Annotated in this window: 16 protein-coding genes; 9 read left to right on the top strand and 7 right to left on the bottom strand. The window is 65.5% G+C overall.

Annotated features, from left to right (window positions below; translation table 11 throughout):
* Positions 1 to 20 precede the first annotated feature (20 nt).
* The gene (locus H3H36_RS03100) at positions 21 to 842 is read left to right on the top strand and encodes a LytR/AlgR family response regulator transcription factor (protein WP_229219706.1); all 822 of its coding nucleotides are present in this window, start codon (positions 21 to 23) and stop codon (positions 840 to 842) included.
* A 12-nt stretch (positions 843 to 854) separates the two neighbouring features.
* Here the strand turns inward: H3H36_RS03100 and H3H36_RS03095 are convergent, their stop codons facing one another.
* The 5 genes from H3H36_RS03095 to H3H36_RS03075 all read right to left on the bottom strand — a co-directional run bounded on the left by H3H36_RS03095 (position 855) and on the right by H3H36_RS03075 (position 4,756).
* Positions 855 to 1,076 carry a Tsi2 family anti-toxin gene (locus H3H36_RS03095; protein ID WP_182213853.1) on the bottom strand — a complete coding sequence of 74 codons (222 nt, stop codon included), beginning with the start codon at positions 1,074 to 1,076 and terminating at the stop codon, positions 855 to 857.
* 32 nt (positions 1,077 to 1,108) lie between these two features.
* Complete coding sequence (locus tag H3H36_RS03090) at positions 1,109 to 1,555, bottom strand: Tse2 family ADP-ribosyltransferase toxin (protein ID WP_182213851.1); 447 nt, start codon at positions 1,553 to 1,555, stop codon at positions 1,109 to 1,111.
* 153 nt (positions 1,556 to 1,708) lie between these two features.
* Positions 1,709 to 2,920: a formate-dependent phosphoribosylglycinamide formyltransferase gene (gene purT, locus H3H36_RS03085; RefSeq protein ID WP_182213849.1), complete on the bottom strand. Its 1,212-nt coding sequence runs from the start codon at positions 2,918 to 2,920 to the stop codon at positions 1,709 to 1,711.
* Between the two features lie 69 nt (positions 2,921 to 2,989).
* A complete protein-coding gene (locus H3H36_RS03080) occupies positions 2,990 to 3,739 on the bottom strand; it encodes a DUF481 domain-containing protein (RefSeq protein WP_182213847.1) in 750 nt (249 codons plus the stop codon).
* A 138-nt stretch (positions 3,740 to 3,877) separates the two neighbouring features.
* On the bottom strand, positions 3,878 to 4,756 hold the full coding sequence (locus H3H36_RS03075) for a LysR family transcriptional regulator (protein WP_182213844.1): 879 nt from the start codon (positions 4,754 to 4,756) through the stop codon (positions 3,878 to 3,880).
* 124 nt (positions 4,757 to 4,880) lie between these two features.
* Here H3H36_RS03075 and H3H36_RS03070 point away from each other — a divergent pair, with 124 nt between their 5' ends.
* Positions 4,881 to 5,852: a zinc-binding dehydrogenase gene (locus H3H36_RS03070; protein ID WP_182213842.1), complete on the top strand. Its 972-nt coding sequence runs from the start codon at positions 4,881 to 4,883 to the stop codon at positions 5,850 to 5,852.
* Here the strand turns inward: H3H36_RS03070 and H3H36_RS03065 are convergent, their stop codons facing one another.
* Together H3H36_RS03065 and H3H36_RS03060 are read right to left on the bottom strand one after the other, a co-directional pair.
* Positions 5,853 to 6,308 carry a DsrE family protein gene (locus tag H3H36_RS03065; RefSeq protein WP_182213840.1) on the bottom strand — a complete coding sequence of 152 codons (456 nt, stop codon included), beginning with the start codon at positions 6,306 to 6,308 and terminating at the stop codon, positions 5,853 to 5,855.
* 288 nt (positions 6,309 to 6,596) lie between these two features.
* A complete protein-coding gene (locus H3H36_RS03060) occupies positions 6,597 to 7,502 on the bottom strand; it encodes a LysR family transcriptional regulator (protein ID WP_182213837.1) in 906 nt (301 codons plus the stop codon).
* Positions 7,503 to 7,634: 132 nt separating this feature from the next.
* Here H3H36_RS03060 and gcl point away from each other — a divergent pair, with 132 nt between their 5' ends.
* From gcl to H3H36_RS03025, 7 genes are all read left to right on the top strand, one after another.
* Entirely contained in the window at positions 7,635 to 9,410 is a 1,776-nt protein-coding gene (gcl, locus tag H3H36_RS03055) for a glyoxylate carboligase (RefSeq protein ID WP_182213835.1), read from the top strand.
* A gap of 31 nt (positions 9,411 to 9,441) precedes the next feature.
* Positions 9,442 to 10,221, top strand: a complete 780-nt coding sequence (hyi, locus tag H3H36_RS03050; RefSeq protein WP_182213832.1) for a hydroxypyruvate isomerase — start codon at positions 9,442 to 9,444, stop codon at positions 10,219 to 10,221.
* Positions 10,222 to 10,260: 39 nt separating this feature from the next.
* The gene (locus tag H3H36_RS03045) at positions 10,261 to 11,148 is read left to right on the top strand and encodes a 2-hydroxy-3-oxopropionate reductase (protein ID WP_182213830.1); all 888 of its coding nucleotides are present in this window, start codon (positions 10,261 to 10,263) and stop codon (positions 11,146 to 11,148) included.
* Between the two features lie 88 nt (positions 11,149 to 11,236).
* The gene (locus H3H36_RS03040) at positions 11,237 to 12,505 is read left to right on the top strand and encodes a glycerate kinase type-2 family protein (RefSeq protein WP_182213828.1); all 1,269 of its coding nucleotides are present in this window, start codon (positions 11,237 to 11,239) and stop codon (positions 12,503 to 12,505) included.
* Between the two features lie 39 nt (positions 12,506 to 12,544).
* Positions 12,545 to 13,990, top strand: coding sequence for a pyruvate kinase (gene pyk, locus H3H36_RS03035; protein ID WP_182213826.1), 1,446 nt, complete (start codon positions 12,545 to 12,547; stop codon positions 13,988 to 13,990).
* Positions 13,990 to 14,826 carry an urea transporter gene (locus tag H3H36_RS03030; protein WP_182213823.1) on the top strand — a complete coding sequence of 279 codons (837 nt, stop codon included), beginning with the start codon at positions 13,990 to 13,992 and terminating at the stop codon, positions 14,824 to 14,826. Before pyk ends, H3H36_RS03030 begins: the two co-directional genes overlap by 1 nt.
* A 65-nt stretch (positions 14,827 to 14,891) precedes the next feature.
* On the top strand, positions 14,892 to 15,302 hold the full coding sequence (locus H3H36_RS03025; protein WP_182213820.1) for an SRPBCC family protein: 411 nt from the start codon (positions 14,892 to 14,894) through the stop codon (positions 15,300 to 15,302).
* The last annotated feature ends 6 nt before the right edge of the window (positions 15,303 to 15,308 follow it).

Genomic DNA, 15,308 nt, shown 5'->3' with positions numbered 1-15,308 from the left:
TCGCCGACGACGAAGCGCACCTGCGCGACCATTTGCAAACCCAGCTGGCCAGCGCCTGGCCGGAACTGCGCATCGTGGCCAAAGCCGCCAACGGCCTCGATGCCTTGCGCTTGATCGACGAGCAAGCGCCCGATGTGGTGTTTCTCGATATCCGCATGCCGGGCATGACGGGGCTGGACGTGGCGGCCCGGCTGGCCAGTGGCGAACGGCCGCCGCGCATCGTGTTCGTGACGGCCTATGACCAGTATGCGGTGGCTGCGTTTGAACACGCGGCGGTGGATTATCTGCTCAAGCCGGTCAGCCAGGAGCGGCTGGGCAGGACGGTGGCGAAGCTGAAGGCCGCGCTGCAGGCACAGCCAGGGCTGGGCGGGGCCGGCGCGCCGGCGGTGGCGCCCGTCTCTGGCGACGCCTCGGCCGCGGCCTTGCAGGCGTTGTTGCAGCAGTTGGCCGGGCACCTGGGCGTGCCGGGGGGCGTGCCGGCCGCGCCAGCACCCGTGCCAGCAACAGCAACGGCGGCCAGCCTGCAATGGATACGGGCCGCGCATGGCGACGAGACGCGCCTGATCCCGATCGAGGACGTGATCTACTTCCAGAGCAACGACAAATACACGAGCGTGTTCCTGGCCGAGGGCGAAAGCCTGATCCGCACCCCGCTGAGCAAGCTGCGCGAACAGCTCGACGAACAGCAGTTCTGGCAGATCCACCGCAGCGTGATCGTGGCCGCGCGCCATGTGGCCGGCACGCGCCAGGATTTTCGCGGCCGGCTCATGGTGCAGCTGAAAGGCCGGCCGGAACAGCTGGTGGTCAGCCGTAACTACGTGGACTTGTTCCGGCAGATGTAACGGCCGCGTGGGCTAGCCAAGCAGGCGGTCGTACGGTGGCAGGTTATCGCTTAACCGCTGCACGTCGATGTAATGGCGCTTGAGGTCCATCTGGGCCCTGGAGTAGGCCAGCAATTCCTCCTCCAGGTACGACACGTCATCCTCGTCGCCCGCGTTGATCTGCGTTTCCAGTTCCCTGGTCTTGGCGGCGATGGCGCGGATGGCCATGATGACGGTTTGGTCGCTGATACTCATGGTGCTCTCCTGACTGGCGAATTTTGCTTAACTTACTTGTGTGCGTTTGCCACGGCCTTGGCGATGGCGGCCCGGGCCAGGTTGTCCAGCGCGCCTTTGAGCGCGGCCACGAACATCGGCTTTTGCACCTCGATCTGGTAATGCTCGGCCGCGAAGAAGTCATTGTAGCCAGTGGAGATGATCTTGAGGTTGGGATCGACCTCAGTGTCTTTCGGGATGCTGAAGTAGCGCCAGCTCTTGCCCTTGAAGCAGTGGCTGCGGTCGAACAGCGAGGTGCCGCCGCCTGTTTGCACCATGCCGTCGCGCACCGTCACGTCAGGCTCGCGGACGCGGGTGCCGCCGCCCGGCTTGGGCAGGATTTTTTGTTCGAACAGCGGATACAGGATGCCAGGACGGGCACTGCCGTCGGGGAAGGTGGCCCCTTCGGGAAAGTCGTCGCTGTGCAGCGCGCGCCAAAGATCAACGGGACAGACGGGCATGGCTAGCCTCCTTTGCGATCAGATGGAATAGCAAAACTGCAGTCTTGTTTACTATGCAAGCTCAGGCAGTATTGGCCGATTTGACGCAAATGGCAAGTGCCAAGATAAAAGCCGCCGCCTCCAGGGAGGGGCGACCGTCCGTCCCGCAGGCCCTTACTTCGACAGCACGGGCTTGACGCGCGACGCCGCTTCCCTGGCGCGTACACGGGCCGTCTCCACGTCGTCCGCCGTGGCCAGTGCCACGCCCATGCGGCGGCGCGCGAACGACTCGGGCTTGCCGAACAGGCGGATATCGCTGCCCGGTACACGTAGCGCGTCGGCCACGCCCTCAAACGCGATCGCCTTCGCCTCGTGCTGGCCGTAGATCACGGCCGAGGCGCCCGGCGCGCGCAGCGCCACGTTGACGGGCAGGCCGAGGATGGCCTTGGCGTGCAGTTCGAATTCGCTTTGCACCTGGCTGGCCATGGTCACCATGCCCGTGTCGTGCGGACGGGGGCTCACTTCCGAGAACCACACCATGTCGTCCTTGACGAACAGCTCCACGCCGAACACGCCCATGCCGCCCAGGTTGGACGTGACCTTGCGGGCGATGTCGCGCGCGCGTTCCAGCGCCACGGGATTCATGCGGCAGGGCTGCCACGATTCCACGTAGTCGCCATGCACCTGCAGGTGGCCGATCGGTTCGCAGAAGCTGGTTTCGATCTGGCCGTCGGCGCCCAGCGAGCGCACCGTCAGCAGCGTGATTTCGTAGTCGAAGTCGATGAAGCCTTCCACGATCACGCGGCCGGCGTCGACCCGGCTGCCGGCGGCGGCATAGTCCCAGGCCGCCTTCACTTCGGCCGCGCTGTCGATCTTGGACTGGCCCTTGCCGGAGGAGGACATGACGGGCTTGATCACGCACGGGAAGCCGATCTGGCCGCAGGCCGCCTCCAGCTCGGCCAGGCTGCTGGCGAAGCGGTACGGCGAGGTGGCCAGGCCCAGCGTCTCGGCGGCCAGGCAGCGGATGCCCTCGCGGTTCATGGTCAGCTGGGCCGCGCGCGCCGTGGGGATGCAGGTGATCTTGCCGGCTTGTTCCAGCGCGGCCAGCGTGTCGGTGGCGATGGCTTCGATTTCAGGCACGATCAGGTCCGGCTGTTCCTGTTCGATCAGGGCGGCAAGCGCCGCGCCATCGGCCATGTTGATCACGTGGGCGCGGTGCGCCACCTGGTGGCCCGGCGCGTTCGGGTAGCGGTCCACGGCGATCACTTCCACGCCCAGGCGTTGCAGCGCGATGATCACTTCCTTGCCCAACTCGCCGGAGCCGAGCAGCATGACCTTGGTGGCCGAGGGGGAGAGTGGGGTGCCGAAAATGCGTGGAGTGCTCATGGGGGTGTCCGGAATAGTTGGGTGCGGAATGATAGCAAATAATGCGACGATAAGCGGGGATGGCGGGTCTCAGAACGAATAGACCAGCGTGACCGAGGTCTGCGTATCGGTGTTTTTCTTGTCGGCCGGGACGTCGGTATCGTTGCGCACGCTGAAGGCGGCCTTCATCTGCATGGTGCTGTTGATCTTGGTGCGCAGCGCCGACTCGGCCAGCGAGTGCACGTTGGAGGTGCCCCGTTCCACGCTCAGGTTCTGGGTGAAGACGGCGGCGTCGCTGACCTGCCATTTGAGCGCGGCCGCGCCACGGATGGTGAAGCCCTTTTCCACGTCGCCGCCGGCGCGCCGGCCGCTGAAGTAGCCGGGACCGATTTCCACGTCCACCGTCTTGTCTTCGTCCGTGTACCAGCGCGAGCCGTGACCGACGCCGAAAGTGGAGAAGCTGCTGTAGGCGCCGAAGCGGTCGCCCACGTGGGAGCCGAGCACGAACATCTTTTCGCCTTCTTCCAGCAGTTTGTAAGCCGCCTTGGCCGACAGCGAATAGCGTTCCGCCGAGCGCTCGCGCACGGTCTGGCCGGCGGCGTTGCGGTTTTCGTCCTCCTTGAAATAACCGCTGGCGATGTATTCGTTGCTCCAGTCTTGCAGTTCCTGTTTGGCGTCGATCTTGCCGGTGATGGAGGCGCCGACGGTGTTGCCGGAGGTGGCGATGGCGCCCAATTCGGCAGAGGTATTCCATGTGCGTTCGGGAGCGGTACGGGCCAGGGCGCCGCCGTGGACGATGGCCAGTGCCAGCGCCAGTGCGGTGAGAGGGAGTGATTTCATGTCGATTCTATCGGCCCGCGCGCGTGGCGTGGCGCACCCTTGCGGACCTGTACTTGATGCGAAGGAGGCGGCATTGTAACCGCACACGAGCCTGCGCGGCGTTCTGCTGGTGTTCTGCGGGCGGTGATTAAGCCTCGGTTAAGTGTTGAGGTGTTCCCACAAGGCGCGCGCCACGGGGCCATGTGCCGTGTCGCGCCGGCGCGTGGCGTAGTGTTCCAGCGAGGTGGCGGGCAACTGTTCGCTTTCCAGCGAGCGCAGGCGGCCGGCCGCGAGGTCGTCGCTCACCAGATGCAGCGGCAGGTGGCCCCAGGCCATGCCCTGTACGATCAGCTCGCGCTTCATCGCCTGGTCTGGCACGCTGCAGGTGTGTGCGCCGTCGAGCAGGTGGTAGTTCGCCTCTTCCGGGCGGGAGCTGGAGTCGCGGATCACACATTGCATCTGTCCCCGCAGCTGCTGTGGCCCCAACGGTTGGGTGCCCAAGCGGCGGAGAAACGCCGGCGCCGCCACGGGCACCAGCGTGACCGTGTACAGCGGCAGCGATTCGTAGCGGGGCGACGGCGCGTTCCGGTGATGCAAGATCAGGTCGCACTCGCCGCGTGCGAGCCGTTCCCATGGCCCGCTGATGGCCTCCGCAAACAGCGTCAGTCGGGTGCCGGGGCGCTGCGCGAAGAATGGCGCCAGCGACGCCATGGTGGCGGGCAGCGGGCACAGGTCGCCGACGACGATGCGCAGCTCAGGTTCTTCGCCATTGGCCAGTTGAAGCGCACCGCGCCGCAGCTCGCCGTACTCGCGCAGGAACAGCTGGGCGCGGGGAAGGAAGCTCGCGCCTTCGGCCGTCAGCGCTACGCGGTAGCCGCCGCGATCCAGCAGCACCAGTCCCAACTGCTGCTCCAGCGCCTTCACGGCCGCGTGGACGGTGGGGTGGGTGCGGTGCAGGCGTTCGGCGGCGGCCGCAAAGCTGCCCTGTTCAGCCAGTGCGACGAAGCATTGCAGTTGCAGGAGGGTGGGTTCGGACATGCGTTGGGGCAGCAAGAATGCAAATTAGGAGAAGTCTACAATGATTGTCGACTATTCGTGATTTTTATTTCAACTTTCTCGCTATAAGCTGATGCCTTGTTCAACCACTACAGGAGTCAATGCAATGAAAGCGATGGTACGGAAAGCGTATGGCGGGCCGGAAGTGCTGGTGCCGCGTGAGGTCGATCTGCCGGCTCCCGGGGCCGGCGATGTGCTGATTGAAGTAAGAGCGTTCGGCCTGAATCGGGCGGAGTTGTATATGCGGCGGGGCGAATGGGGCGATGCGGCGCCGATCAGCGGCATCGAGTGCGTGGGCGTAGTGAAGGATGATCCAAGCGGCGTGCTGGCGCCGGGGCAGACGGTGATGGCCTGCATGGGCGGCATGGGGCGGACCGCGAATGGCAGCTATGCGGAGTACGTCGCAGTCCGTCGCGAGAATGTCGTTCCGATCGACAGTGTGCTGGACTGGGCGGTCTTGGCGGCCCTGCCGGAATCCTATGCGGTGGCCTGGACCTGCCTGCATGGCAACCTGGCCCTGCTGCCGGGCCAGCGCTTGCTGGTGCGTGGCGGCACCTCCAGCCTGGGCGCGGCCGCCATCGACCTGGCGCTGCAATTGGGCGCGCGCGTGAGCGCGACGACGCGCCAAACGTCCCACAAGGCGCCGCTGCTGGAAATGGGCGTGGAATCCGTGATCGTAGCCGAAGGTGCGCTTGCCGATTCCGCCTGGGACGGCGAGCCATTCGACGCCGTGCTCGACCTGGTCGGGAACAGCACGGTGCTCGATTCGATGCGGGCCGCGCGTCCGGGTGGCAGGGTGTGCCTGGCCGGCTTCCTGGGCGGAATGGCGCCGGTGGAAGGCTTCAATCCGCTCAGCCAGATGCCCAGCGGCGTGCAATTGAGCTTTTTCGGCAGTTTCGAATTCGGCGGCCCCCGGTTTCCACTAAGCGCCGTGCCGATGCAGACGATCGTGCGGATGGTGGAGGCGGGGCGCTTGCGTCCGCGCCTGGGGCGGGTGTTCGGGCTGGATCAGTTACCCGAGGCGCACGCGCTCATGGAGCGCAATGCGGCCTGCGGCAAGCTGGTCGTGGAGGTGTGATCAGGAGCGGATATAGGCATAGCCTTCGGCCTGGCGGCGGACGATCTCACCGACGCCGGCCGGCACGTAGCCGACGCGCGCCTGCATGTCCTCCGGCGTCAGGTGGGCGCCGCGCATGGTGTTCTGGCACACCAGCACCGACACCTTGGCGTCGATCGCTTCCTGGACACGGTTGCCCACTTCCGACTCGATCTTCACCATGCCGATGCCCGGGCCGAAGATGACCACCTCGATGGTGACGTTGGCCGCGCCCAGATCCTGCTGCAGGTTCTTGATGTTGTTGAGGGTCTGGTTCCATTTCTTGGGATCGTCGTCGCTGACCTGGAACAGGGCCTTGTAGGCGGTCGGCTTGGCCGTGGCGGGCGCAGCCGAGGCCACGGTGCCGGCGAGGGCGCCTGCCGCGGCGGCCAGCGAGCCTGCCAGCATGGTGCGGCGCGAGCCGGTTATCTTTTTCATATCTGTCTCCGTGATTCTTGAATGACTGGTTCCCCTGAGCGCGGAACCCATGCGTGAGACTACTTCCCTTTGCATATCGCCGCAAGGGGGATAACTTCGGTGACAAACTTCGGTGTCAGGTCTGTCATTTGGACAGTTGCGGCACACTTTTGAGTTTTCTCATGATGGGCCTTTGTGTACGTGACAGTTGCGATAATGAGCCACCGCATATCATATCCGAGCTTAGCACCGGTTGATTGAACTCAAAGATATGCTCCTTGTGTCCAAATGACAGACCTGACACCGATTTTATCGTAGCCAGTAGTCTGGCCGCGCGTAGACTTCTTTGAGCATGTCGATGAAGAACCGGACCTTGGCCGGCAGGTGGCGCTGCTGCGGGTAGACGGCCATGATGTCGTATTGGGGCAGGGCGTAGTCGTCGAGCACCGTGATCAGTTCACCTGAGGCCAGTTGGGCCTGGATTTCCCACGATGAGCGCCACGCCAGGCCCAGTCCTTCCGTCGCCCAGCGGTGCAGCAGTTCGCCGTCGTTGCAGTTGAGGTTGCCGTCCGCCCGTACCGTCACCTGCTTGCCCTGGTCCCGGAAATACCAGCCCCGTTGCTGGCCGCCCTGCAGGTTGAAGGCCAGGCAGTTGTGGTTGGCCAGGTCGTCGAGCGTGCGCGGGATGCCGTGGCGCTCGAAGTATTCCGGCGTGCCACATACCACGCGCCGGTTGCTGGCCAGCTTGACTGCCACGAAGCTGGGATCGATCACGCCACCAATACGGATGCCGACGTCATAACCATCGCGCACCAGGTCCACCACGCGGTCCGTCAGGTTGAATGAAATCTGCACGTCCGGGTGGGCGCGCACAAAGCCCGCCGCGTGCGGCGCCACGTGCTTGCGCCCGAACGCGGCCGGCGCGGACACGGTCAGGTGGCCGGTCGCGCGATGACGGCCTTCGGACACCATGCGGTCCGCATGCCCCAGGTCGGCCAGCAGCTTGCGGCAATGATCGAGATACAAGGTGCCTTGTTCGGTCAGCGTCAGGTGCCGCGTGGTCCGGTGCATCAGCTTCACGCCCAGGCGCTTTTCCAGCGCGTCGATACGGCGGCCCAGCATCACGGGCGTGATGTGCTGACCCAGCGCGGCCCGCACCAGGCTGCCCTTTTCAGCCACTTCGACGAAGGCTTCGATTTGGGTGAGTTTGTCCATACCCCCATTATTCCACAGTTATTCGATATTTCCAGTATCGAATAAAGCGAGAGTTTGTCTTCTTATCACCGCCGCTTTTTGCCGGTAGCATCCATTCATCAGTCAATCCTTACACATACAAGGGAGTACAGCATGGCACGCATGACGGCAGCGCAGGCAGCAGCAATCGTTTTGGAAAAAGAGGGCGTGAACCAGGTATTCGGTGTACCGGGCGCCGCGATCAACCCATTCTACGCGGCGTTGAAGAAGCAGGGCAGCGCGAAGCACATCCTGGCGCGCCACGTGGAAGGCGCTTCGCACATGGCCGAGGGCTATACCCGCGCCAGGGCCGGCAACATCGGCGTGTGCATCGGCACCTCCGGTCCGGCCGGTACGGACATGATCACGGGCCTGTATTCGGCCCAAGCCGATTCCATACCCATCCTCTGCATTACGGGCCAGGCGCCGCGCGCCCGCCTGTACAAGGAGGATTTCCAGGCCGTCGATATCGAGTCGATCGCCAAGCCCGTGACCAAGTGGGCCGTGACCGTCCGTGAGCCGGCGCTGGTGCCGATGGTGTTCCAGCAAGCCTTCCACATCATGCGTTCCGGCCGTCCCGGCCCCGTGCTGATCGACTTGCCGTTCGACGTGCAGATGGCCGAGATCGAATTCGATCCGGACACCTACCAGTCGCTGGAAGCCTACAAGCCCAAGGCTACCCGCGCCCAGATTGAAAAGGCGCTGGCCATGCTGAATGAGGCGGACTGCCCGTTGATCACGGCCGGCGGAGGCGTCATCAACGCCAATGCGTCCGACCTGCTGGTGCAGTTCGCCGAGCTGACCGGCATCCCCGTGATCCCGACCCTGATGGCCTGGGGCGCCATTCCGGACGACCACCGGCTGATGGTGGGCATGGTCGGCCTGCAGACCAGCCACCGCTACGGCAACGCCACCTTGCTGGCGTCCGATTTCGTGTTCGGCATCGGCAACCGCTGGGCCAACCGCCACACGGGCTCGATCGAGGTCTACACCAAGGACCGCAAATTCGTCCACATCGATATCGAACCGACCCAGATCGGCCGCGTGTTCGGCCCGGACTTCGGCATCGTGTCCGACGCCGGCGCGGCGCTCAAGCTCATGATCGAAGTGGCCACCGAATGGAAGGCGGCCGGCAAGCTGAAAGACCGCTCGGCCTGGGTGGCCCAGTGCCAGGACCGCAAGCGCACCATGCAGCGCAAGACCCACTTCGAACAGGTGCCCGTCAAGCCCCAGCGCGTGTACGAGGAGATGAACCGGGCGTTTGGCCGCGATACCTGCTACGTCAGCACCATCGGCCTGTCGCAGATCGCCGCCGCCCAGTTCCTGCACGTGTACAACGCGCGCCACTGGATCAACTGCGGCCAGGCCGGTCCGCTGGGCTGGACCATTCCGGCCGCGCTGGGCGTGGCTGCGGCCGATCCGCAGCGCAAGGTGGTGGCCATTTCGGGCGACTACGACTTCCAGTTCATGATCGAGGAGCTGGCCGTGGGTGCGCAATTCAAGCTGCCTTACCTGCACGTGGTGGTGAATAACTCCTACCTGGGCCTGATCCGCCAGTCGCAGCGCGGCTTCGACATGGATTACTGCGTGCAGCTGGCGTTCGAGAACATCAATGCGCCGGAACTGAACGGCTACGGCGTCGATCACGTGGCCGTGGTAGAAGGCCTGGGCTGCAAGGCGATCCGCGTCACCAACGCCGACGACCTGCCGGCCGCGTTCACGCAAGCCCGCGACTGGATGGAGGAGTTCAAGGTGCCAGTGGTGGTGGAAGTGATCCTGGAGCGCGTCACCAACATCGCCATGGGCGTGGACATCAACAACATCAACGAATTCGAAGAGCTGGCGCTGAAAGCCTCGGATGCGCCGACCGCCATCGCGCTGCTCGATTGAATCGCCACGACCCGCTACGAAAGGAAGAAAAATGACCAAACTGGCCGCCAACCTGACCATGTTGTTTAACGAAGTCCCGTTCCTGGACCGCTTTGAAGCGGCCGCCAAGGCCGGCTTTGAAGGCGTGGAATTCCTGTTCCCGTATGCCTACGAGGCCAGGGACCTGGCCCAGCGCCTGAAGGACAACAAGCTGGAACTGGTACTGCACAACCTCCCGGCCGGTAACTGGGAAGCCGGCGAGCGCGGCATCGCCTGCCATCCGGACCGGGTGGACGAATTCCGGGCCGGCGTGCACACCGCCATCAGCTACGCCAAACAACTGGGTGTCAAGCAGCTGAACTGCCTGGTCGGCATTGTCCCGCCCGGCGTGAGCCAGGAGACGGCGCACCGCACGGTGGTAGCCAACCTCACGTTCGCGGCCGCCGCGCTGAAGGAGGAAGGCATCCGGTTGCTGATCGAGCCGATCAACACCTTCGATATTCCCGGCTTCTTCCTGTCGCGCACCAGCCAGGCCGCCCGCATCATTGCGGAAACGGGGTCGGACAACTTGTTCATCCAGTACGACATCTACCACATGCAGCGCATGGAGGGCGAGCTGGCGAACACCATCAAGGCCAACCTGCCGCTGATCCGCCACGTGCAGCTGGCCGACAACCCCGGCCGCAACGAGCCGGGTACGGGCGAAATCAACTACCGCTTCCTGTTCGACCAGCTGACCGCGTTCGGCTACGACGGCTGGATAGGCTGCGAATACAAGCCGAGCACCACCACCACGGAAGGACTGGGCTGGCGCGCCGCCCATGGCCTGTAACAGAACGTTCCACACATCACACTAGCAAAGGAATACATCATGTCTCGAGTTGGATTTATTGGTCTGGGTATCATGGGCGCACCAATGGCGCAGCATCTGCTGAACGGTGGCCACAAGCTGTTCCTGCACGATATCAAGAACCCGCCGTTCGCCCTGATCGAAGGCGGCGCCACGGTCTGCACCTCGGCCGCCGAAGTGGCCATGCGGTCGGACATCATCATCATCATGGTGCCCGATACGCCTCACGTGGAAGCGGCCCTGTTCGGTGAAAAGGGCGTGGCCGAAGGCCTGCGCCCGCGCACCATCGTGGTCGACATGAGCTCGATTTCGCCCATCGAAACCAAGAAGTTTGCCAAAAAGATCAACGCGCTGGACTGCGAATACCTCGATGCGCCCGTCTCGGGCGGTGAAGTGGGCGCCAAGGCCGCTTCGCTGACCATCATGGTGGGCGGTTCGGAACAGGCGTTCGAGACCGTGAAGCCCCTGTTTGAACTGATGGGCAAGAACATCACGTTGGTGGGCGGCAATGGCGACGGCCAGACCACCAAGGTGGCCAACCAGATCATCGTGGCGCTCAACATCCAGGCCGTGGCCGAGGCGCTGCTGTTCGCGTCCAAGGCTGGCGCCGATCCAGCCAAGGTGCGCCAGGCGCTGATGGGCGGCTTCGCCAACTCGCGCATCCTCGAAGTGCACGGCGAGCGCATGGTCAAGCGCACCTTCAACCCCGGCTTCCGCATCGAACTGCACCAGAAGGACTTGAACCTGGCACTGCAGGGCGCAAAGGCGATGGGGGTGTCCCTGCCGAACACGGCCATGGCGCAGGAGCTGATGAACGCCTGCGCCGCCCATGGCCTGGGCGGCATGGACCACTCGGCCCTGTGCCGCGCCATCGAGATCATGTCCAACCACCAGATCGCGGAAGCCTGATCGCGACCCTGGCCTTGTTACCTTGCATGCGGCGGTCCGCAACTCCCTGCACCTGACGGCCGCCGCATTTTTTTAGAAAGCACACCGGATGAGTACCTTGAATCCACGTCAATTCCTCCTGGACCTGTATGGCAGCGCGGTGGACGCTGTGAGCGCGGCCAAGTGCCTGCCGGCCTATCTGCCTGAGCCGCCCGTCAATGGCCGCACGCTGGTGATCGGCGCCGGCAAGGGCGCGGCCGCCATGGCGCGCGCCGTCGAGCAGCACTGGAAGGGCGAACTTTCCGGCCTGGTCGTCACGCGCTACGAGCATGGCGTCGATTGCCAGCGCATTGAAGTGATCGAGGCGGCCCATCCGGTGCCCGACGAGGCGGGACGGCGCGCGGCCGGCCGCATGATGGAGATGGTGAAGGGCCTGAGCGAGAATGACCTGGTGCTGTGCCTGATCTCGGGCGGCGGCTCGTCGCTGCTGGCCTTGCCCGCGCCCGGCATCACGCTGGAACAGAAGCAGGCCGTCAACCGCGCGCTGCTCAAGAGCGGCGCCACCATCTCGGAGATGAACTGCGTGCGCAAGCACCTGTCGGCCATCAAGGGCGGACGGCTGGCGCTGGCCTGCGCGCCCGCGCGCGTGGTCACGCTGCTGATCTCGGACGTGCCGGGCGACGACCCCGGCGTGATCGCCAGTGGCCCCACCTTGCCTGATCCGACCACCTGCGCCGACGCGCTGGCCGTGCTGCGCAAATATGGCATCGAGATCCCCGGCAGCGTGCGCGAGCACCTGGAGACGGGTGCCGGCGAAACGCCCAAGCCAGACGATCCCCGCTTCGCCCGCAATGCACACCACGTGATCGCCATCGCGCAGGACGCGCTGGAAGCGGCAGCCGAGCATGCGCGCGCGGCAGGCATCACGCCCTACATCCTGTCCGACGGCATCGAAGGCGAAGCGCGCGACGTGGCCATCGTCCACGCGGCCATGGCTAAACAGGTGGCCACGCGCGGCCAGCCGTTCCAGCGGCCTTGCGTCATCATCTCCGGCGGCGAGACGACGGTGACGGTACGCGGTTCCGGGCGCGGCGGGCGTAACGCGGAATTCCTGCTCAGCCTCGCAGTGGCACTCGATGGCCATCCCGGCATCCACGCCGTGGCCTGCGATACGGACGGCATCGATGGCTCGGAAGACAACGCCGGCGCACTGTACGCACCGGATTCGCTGGCACGTGCCGCCGACAAGGGCCTGCGCGCCCGCACCCTGTTGGAGAACAACGACGGCTACGGCTTCTTCAGCGCGCTCGACGACCTGGTGGTGAGCGGCCCGACCCGCACCAACGTCAACGACTTCCGCGCCGTGCTGGTGCTGTAAGTCCGGCCCAGACCAATCAAGACAAATAACGGAGACAACATGCGACGTCAACGCCAGGCCAAGATCGTGGCCACGCTCGGCCCAGCCACCAGTACCAAAGAAGCGATCCAGGCCCTGTTCGATGCGGGAGCGGACGTGTTCCGCTTCAATTTCAGCCACGGCAGCCATGCCGACCATCAGGCCCGCTGCGACATCGTGCGCCGGATCGAGCGTGAGGTTGGGCGGCCCATCGCCATCCTGGCCGACCTGCAAGGCCCCAAGCTGCGGGTGGGCCAGTTCGCCGCCGGCAAGGTGACGCTGGCCGAAGGCGCGGAATTCACGCTCGACCGCGATCCAACGCCCGGCGACGCCACGCGGGTCTGCCTGCCGCACCCGGAACTGTTCGAGGTGATCGACGCTGGCCAGTCGCTATTGCTGGACGACGGCAAGCTGCGGCTGGCGGTGCTTGGCCGCAGCGCCGACCGGCGTGCCATCCGCACCCGTGTGGTGACCGGCGGCGTGCTGTCGGACCGCAAGGGCGTCAACGTGCCCGACGTGGTGCTGCCGATCCCCGCGCTGACAGAAAAGGACTTGCGCGACCTGGACTTCGCGCTGGACATGGGGGCGGACTGGGTGGCGCTGTCGTTCGTGCAGCGGCCGGAAGACCTGCACCAGGCGCGCGCCATCATCGGCAACCGTGCCGCCTTGCTGGCCAAGCTGGAAAAGCCGGCCGCGCTGGATGGCCTCGACGCCATCGTGGCCGCTTCGGATGCCGTCATGGTAGCGCGCGGTGACCTCGGGGTGGAGCTGCCGCCCGAGCGCGTGCCGGGCGTACAGAAGCGCATCCTGCGCACCTGCCGCCAGCACGGCAAGCCTATCGTGATCGCGACCCAGATGCTGGAATCGATGATTTCCTCGCCCGTGCCCACCCGCGCCGAGGCTTCCGACGTGGCCAGCGCCATCTACGACGGCGCCGACGCGGTGATGCTGTCGGCAGAATCGGCCAGCGGTGCCTATCCCACGGCGGCCGTCAGCATCATGGACCGCATCATCGGCGAAGTGGAGAAAGACCCGTTGTACCGGCAGATGATCGCGGCGCAGAACCAGGCGCCGCTGCCCAACAGTGGTGACGCGATCTGCTCGGCGCTGCGTGACGTGACCGGCATCCTGGGCGCCGTGGTCACGGTGACCTACACCAGCTCCGGCCACACCAGCCTGCGCGCGGCGCGCGAGCGGCCGATGGCGCCCATCCTCAGCATCACGCCCAACCTCTCCACCGCGCGGCGGCTGGCGCTGGCCTGGGGCGTCCACACCACCGTCAGCCCCGACGTGCGCAACGAAGCGCGCATGGTAGCTGCGGCCTGCCAGGCTGCGCTGACGGAAGGTTTCGCCAAGCCGGGGGACCAGATCGCCATCACGGCCGGGGTGCCGTTTGGCCAGCCGGGCAGCACCAACCTGTTGCGCATCGCCCGGATCTGGCCCACCCAGGACGCGGCCGCGGCCTGATGCGCGCGCCGTTGGCCGGCATCGGCCAGATCTACTTCCAGTCCTCGCCGCTGTTCGGGGCGCTGCTGCTGGGATGCCTGTACCTGACGGCGCCGGCCCTGGCGGCCGGTTGCCTGCTGGGCGTGGGCGCCGCCAGCGGCACGGCGTGGGCACTGGACTTTCCGCGCGCCGAGCGTGAGGCCGGCACATACGGCTTCAATGGCGCCTTGGGCGGGACGGGTTTGTGCGTTTTCTGGCAGTGCAATGTGGCGCTGCTGTGCTGGATCACGTTGACGGGCATCGTGACGGCCTTGCTGTCCCGCGCCATGACGCGCCGGGGCTGGCCGCCGCTGACCTTCCCGTTCGTGCTCGTGATGTGGCTGTCCGGCGCCACTGGACCAGCGCTTGGCCTGGCGCCGCATGGAACGGGGGCAGTGGCGGGATGCGGCATGGCGCCGCTCGCGTATGTATTCTGCGCGATCGGGCAAGCCAGCTTCGTCGGCCTGGCGGCGCTGGGGATGCTGTTGTGCGCGGCGCTGGCGCGCGGGCGTTGGCAGCTTGGCGCGTGGAGCCTGGGCGGTGCGGCGTTGGCGTGGGGCGCCATGGCGCTCGCGCCGCTGGTGGCGCCGGCCATGCCGCCGGCGGCCATGGCGACCGGCGCGGGCGTCAACAGCGCCTTGGCCTTGCTGGGATTGTCGGTCCATGAACGGCACTGGCGCTGGCGCTGCGCCGGCGGCGTGGCCAGTATCGCCCTGTGCGCCGCCTGCGCCGCCTTGGGAGTGGATTTCTACACGCTGCCATTCGTGTTGTCCGTGTGGTTGGTGCTGGCGCTCACGTCGAAAAAGGATGTTGCTTAATTAATGTTGACATGACAATATGATCGTGCCCGTCCGGGCCCATCAACCTGATCGAAAGGATAGTCATGTGGACGCATGAAGAGAGCATGGAAACGACCGCAACCCCGGCCCAGGTGTGGGCTTTGTTCGCCGACGTGCCGGGCTGGAAGCAGTGGAACGCCGGCATCGAACGCATCGCCATCCACGGGCCATTCGCGCCGGGCACCACGTTCGACATGCAGCCGCCGGGCTCGGAGCCGTTCACCAGCACCCTGCTGAGCGTGGAGGAAAACGTGGGATTTACGGACGAAACGGTCGTCGATGGTACGCGGGTGGTCGTCCATCACCGCATTGCCGCCGTGGAGCCGGGGCGGACCCGGGTTTCGTACAGCACCGAGATCACCGGGCCGGCGGCGGCCGAATTCGGCCCCATGGTCACGGGTGACTTTGCCGATGTGCTGCAGGCGTTGAAACGCAGGCTGGAGCAGGGCACATAAGGGCCC

The organism is Rugamonas fusca, assembly GCF_014042365.1.
In the GTDB taxonomy this organism is placed as follows: domain Bacteria; phylum Pseudomonadota; class Gammaproteobacteria; order Burkholderiales; family Burkholderiaceae_D; genus Rugamonas; species Rugamonas fusca.
This window is presented reverse-complemented; position numbering and strand designations above follow the sequence as displayed.

Coding starts and splice junctions, on each gene's coding strand:
- H3H36_RS03095 (WP_182213853.1), bottom strand. CDS start 1,076: ATGAGTATCAGCGACCAAACCGTCATCATGGCCATCCGCGCCATCGCC.
- H3H36_RS03090 (WP_182213851.1), bottom strand. CDS start 1,555: ATGCCCGTCTGTCCCGTTGATCTTTGGCGCGCGCTGCACAGCGACGAC.
- purT (WP_182213849.1), bottom strand. CDS start 2,920: ATGAGCACTCCACGCATTTTCGGCACCCCACTCTCCCCCTCGGCCACC.
- H3H36_RS03080 (WP_182213847.1), bottom strand. CDS start 3,739: ATGAAATCACTCCCTCTCACCGCACTGGCGCTGGCACTGGCCATCGTC.
- H3H36_RS03075 (WP_182213844.1), bottom strand. CDS start 4,756: ATGTCCGAACCCACCCTCCTGCAACTGCAATGCTTCGTCGCACTGGCT.
- H3H36_RS03070 (WP_182213842.1), top strand. CDS start 4,881: ATGAAAGCGATGGTACGGAAAGCGTATGGCGGGCCGGAAGTGCTGGTG.
- H3H36_RS03065 (WP_182213840.1), bottom strand. CDS start 6,308: ATGAAAAAGATAACCGGCTCGCGCCGCACCATGCTGGCAGGCTCGCTG.
- H3H36_RS03060 (WP_182213837.1), bottom strand. CDS start 7,502: ATGGACAAACTCACCCAAATCGAAGCCTTCGTCGAAGTGGCTGAAAAG.
- gcl (WP_182213835.1), top strand. CDS start 7,635: ATGGCACGCATGACGGCAGCGCAGGCAGCAGCAATCGTTTTGGAAAAA.
- hyi (WP_182213832.1), top strand. CDS start 9,442: ATGACCAAACTGGCCGCCAACCTGACCATGTTGTTTAACGAAGTCCCG.
- H3H36_RS03045 (WP_182213830.1), top strand. CDS start 10,261: ATGTCTCGAGTTGGATTTATTGGTCTGGGTATCATGGGCGCACCAATG.
- H3H36_RS03040 (WP_182213828.1), top strand. CDS start 11,237: ATGAGTACCTTGAATCCACGTCAATTCCTCCTGGACCTGTATGGCAGC.
- pyk (WP_182213826.1), top strand. CDS start 12,545: ATGCGACGTCAACGCCAGGCCAAGATCGTGGCCACGCTCGGCCCAGCC.
- H3H36_RS03030 (WP_182213823.1), top strand. CDS start 13,990: ATGCGCGCGCCGTTGGCCGGCATCGGCCAGATCTACTTCCAGTCCTCG.
- H3H36_RS03025 (WP_182213820.1), top strand. CDS start 14,892: ATGTGGACGCATGAAGAGAGCATGGAAACGACCGCAACCCCGGCCCAG.